This window comes from Stenotrophomonas sp. PS02301 (assembly GCF_029959485.1).
Classification (GTDB): Bacteria; Pseudomonadota; Gammaproteobacteria; order Xanthomonadales; family Xanthomonadaceae; genus Stenotrophomonas; species Stenotrophomonas maltophilia_Z.
Genome location: NZ_JASCOO010000170.1, coordinates 1 through 3,940 on the forward strand (window position 1 = coordinate 1; position 3,940 = coordinate 3,940).

At 67.3% G+C, this 3,940-nt stretch carries 3 protein-coding genes; 1 reads left to right on the forward strand and 2 read right to left on the reverse strand.

Features of this window, described 5'->3' with window-relative positions; translation table 11 throughout:
• Positions 1 to 142 precede the first annotated feature (142 nt).
• Positions 143 to 1,234, reverse strand: a complete 1,092-nt coding sequence (gene lptG, locus QMX81_RS20545) for an LPS export ABC transporter permease LptG (RefSeq protein ID WP_282264293.1) — start codon at positions 1,232 to 1,234, stop codon at positions 143 to 145.
• 14 nt (positions 1,235 to 1,248) lie between these two features.
• On the reverse strand, positions 1,249 to 2,328 hold the full coding sequence (gene lptF, locus QMX81_RS20550) for an LPS export ABC transporter permease LptF (protein WP_121042609.1): 1,080 nt from the start codon (positions 2,326 to 2,328) through the stop codon (positions 1,249 to 1,251).
• 104 nt (positions 2,329 to 2,432) lie between these two features.
• Here lptF and QMX81_RS20555 point away from each other — a divergent pair, with 104 nt between their 5' ends.
• On the forward strand, positions 2,433 to 3,911 hold the full coding sequence (locus QMX81_RS20555; RefSeq protein ID WP_121042607.1) for a leucyl aminopeptidase: 1,479 nt from the start codon (positions 2,433 to 2,435) through the stop codon (positions 3,909 to 3,911).
• Positions 3,912 to 3,940: the final 29 nt, after the last annotated feature.

Sequence of the window (3,940 nt, forward strand, 5' to 3'; positions counted from 1 at the left end):
GCCATGGATGGCAGCACACGAGCCTACAGGGACGTACTTGCGGCGCGTCCCGGAATGGCGAGCCCGTCGCGCCTAGCTCGACAGCACATGGTGGCCGCTTTGGCTTTGGCTTCGGCGTTTGCCGCCAGGCCGGCCGGATGAATCAGCCCGACTTACGTCGGAACAACAACCCGGACACCACCATCATCACGATCGGCGGCAACGCATACGCAATCCGGTAATCGAACTTCAGCGCACCGGCCATGCGGCCGAAGAACAACTGCAGCAACCAGAAGCCCAACGCGAACAGAATGCCCAGGAACAACCGCTTGCCCATACCGCCACTGCGCAGCGAACCGAACGCGAACGGTATCGCCGCCAGGCACAACGCCAACACATTGATCGGATAGAACCAACGGCTCCAGTACACATCCTCGTAATCGCGCGCATCCAGCCCGTTGCGCTTGCGGTACTCGATGCTGTTACGCAGATCCATCGCCGTCAGATTGCGTGGCTTGGAAATGCCGCTGGCCAGCGCCGCCGCATCCAAGCGTGAATCCCATGGCTCGGACTCGGCCGTCTCGCGCGTTGCCGAACGCTCACCGAAGATATCGCGGCGCACCTTGTTCAACACCCAGCCACCGGCGTCATGTTCGGCGGTGGTGGCATACGTCATCGAGGCCAAGCGGCCGTCGTCGGCGATCTTGTACAGACGCACGTCGTGCAGGATCAGGCGCGTGCCGCCCCCGGCCTGCAGTTGCTCGTCGCCGCTGATCGCGTTGAGGAAGGTATCGCCTTCCCGCGCCCACACGCCCGAATAGCGGGCCGCGCTCAGGCTGCTGCCCCATCTGGCGCTGATCTTGACGTCATCGGCCTTGCTCTGGCCCCAGGGGCCCAGCGTTTCGCCGCTGAACACCATGACCGCGGTCATCAGCGACAGCGCGATCGCCACCGAGACGCTCAGGCGCTTGCGCGACAGGCCCAGCGCGCGCAGTGCGGTGAGTTCGGAGGTGGCGGCCAGCTGGCCCAGGCCCATCAGCGCGCCGATCACGGCGGCGGTCGGGAAGAAGGTATAGGCGCGGCGAGGCACGGTGTAGAGCACCCAGGCGGCCGCGTGGCCGACGGTGTAGCTGCCCTTGCCAACGTCCTTGAACTCCCCGGAGAAGGCCATGACCACGTCCAGGCCGACCAGCACCGCCCAAGTCAGCAGGACGGTGCCGAACACGGCACGGCCCAAGTACAGATCAAACCGCATGGGGCGCAACACGTTCATGCGGTCCTCCGGGGACGCGACAGTTTGCCGTCGCGGAAATACATCCACAGGGCGAGGGCAAGCAACGGCAGCGTCAGCCACCACAGGCCCGCCACGGCGGGGATCTTGCCATCGGCGATCCAGCGGGTGCCGATGAACATCAGGTTCATGCCCACCATGTAGGCCATGAAGGCCAGCATCATCCGGCCGTAGCGCTGCTGCCGCGGCGAACTGCGGGCCAGCGGCAGGGTCATCAGGGCGAAGGCGAGTGCGATCAGCGGCGGGGCGATGCGCGAGTGAAGCTGGGCCTGGGCCTCCGGGCGCTCATCGCCGAACAGCTCGGTGGTGCGCAGCAGTTCGGGGTCATCGTCTTTGCGGGTCTCGGCACCGTCGGGCATGGCCACGTCGTTGCGGGCGAAGGTCATCAGCTTGTAATCCAGCGCACCGTTGGCCGGGCCCTCGACCTGGTGGCCGTCATCCAGCTCCAGATAGCGCTGCTTGGCGCCCTCGAAGTACATCCGGCCGTGGTCGGCAGAGATCACTTCGATGCGGTCTTCCTTCTGGCGCTGCAGGAACACCTTGCCCAACTGGGTGCCGTCGGGGGAGACCGAGGCCAGGTAGACCACGCCGCCGTTGGGCAGCGGGGTGAACTTGCCGGCCTCCAGGCCGGCCATGACCACGCTGCGGTTGGCCTCGTCGATCATGGTCTCGCTGGTGCGGTCGGCCCAGGGGCCCAGCCACAGCGAGCACAGCCCGATCAGGCCGACCACCGGCACCACCAGCATCATCAGGGGCCGCAGCAGGCGCTTGGGGCCGACACCGATGGCGGTGATGACCGCCATTTCCGAGTCCCGGTAGAGCCGCGCGGTGGCCAGCAGCAGGCCCAGCATCAGCGCCAGCGGCAGGATCAGCGGCATGTAGACGATGAACTGCAGGCCCAACTGGGAGAACAGCAGGCGGGCAGGCAGACGGCCGTCGGCGATGTTGCCGAGGATGTCCACCAGGACCCCGCCGACACTCACCACCAGCAACACGATGAGGGTGGCCAGGAAACTCTGGACGAAATCACGCAGGAGATAGCGATCGAGCTTCGACATGGGGCGGTGGTTTAAACTCTCGGATTCGTTCGCGGTGCTGCCCAGTCTACTGACGGGACGTAAACAGCTCGCGATTGTACGGTTTTGCCAACGGAATCTGATCAATGGCCCTGGAATTCACCCTGAACCACGCAGCGCCGGCCTCGGCCGAGTGCGATTGCGTCATCGTCGGCGCCTATGCCGACCAGACCCTGAGCCCCGCGGCACAGGCCTTGGACACCGCGTCCGGTGGCCGTCTGTCGGCCCTGATCGCCCGCGGCGACGTGGGCGGCAAGACCGGCAATACGACACTGCTGCACGATCTGCCCGGCGTCACCGCCGCACGCGTGCTCGTGGTCGGGCTGGGCGAGCCGGCCAAGTTCGGCGTGGCGCAGTACCTCAAGGCGGTCGGCGATGCCAGCCGCGCCCTCAAGAGCGGCGTCAACCATCAGGCGCTGTTCACCCTGACCGAGATCGAGGTCAAGGGCCGCGATGCCGCCTGGAACATCCGCCAGGCCATCATCACCGCCGACCACGCCGCCTACCGCTACAGCGCCACGCTGGGCAAGAAGAAGGCCGACGAGCCGGGCCTGACCACGCTGGCCATCGCCGGCACCGACACCCAGGCGCTGGCCCAGGGCCAGGCCATCGCCGCCGGCGTGCAGTACGCCCGCGAGCTGGGCAACCTGCCGCCGAACGTCTGCACCCCGGCCTACCTGGCCGAGTCCTCGGTCGCGTTCGCGCAGGCGCATGCAGGCGCCGAAGCGGAGGTGCTGGACGAGCACCAGATGGAAGCGCTGGGCATGGGCTCGCTGCTGGCCGTGGCCCGTGGCTCGGCCAACCGCCCGCACCTGGTCGTGCTGAAGTGGAACAACGGCGGCGACGCCAAGCCCTATGTGCTGGTCGGCAAGGGCATCACGTTCGATACCGGTGGCGTCAATCTGAAGACCCAGGGCGGCATCGAAGAGATGAAGTACGACATGTGCGGTGGCGCCAACGTCATCGGCACCTTCGTCGCGGCCGTGACGGCCAAGCTGCCGCTCAACCTGGTGGTGGTGGTGCCGGCGGTCGAGAACGCCATCGACGGCAATGCCTACCGCCCGTCGGACGTGATCACCTCGATGTCGGGCAAGACCATCGAAGTGGGCAACACCGACGCCGAAGGCCGCCTGATCCTGTGCGACGCGCTGACCTACGCGCAGCGCTTCGAGCCGGCCGCGCTGATCGACGTGGCCACCCTGACCGGTGCCTGCCTGGTGGCGCTGGGCCACCAGACCGCCGGCCTGATGAGCAAGCACGACGACCTCGCCAACGAGCTGCTGGCCGCCGGTGAGCACGTGTTCGACCGCGCCTGGCGCCTGCCGCTGTGGGACGAGTACCAGCCGATGCTGGATTCCAGCTTCGCCGATATCTACAACATCGGCGGCCGCTGGGCCGGTGCGATCACCGCCGGCTGCTTCCTGTCGCGCTTCGCCGAAGGCCAGCGCTGGGCTCATCTGGACATCGCCGGCGTGGCCAGCGACGAAGGCAAGCGCGGCATGGCCACCGGCCGTCCGGTCGGCCTGCTGAGCCAGTGGCTGCTGGACCAGGCCGCCCGCGCCTGATGCCCTGCCCGATCGCGGCCGCCTGCGGG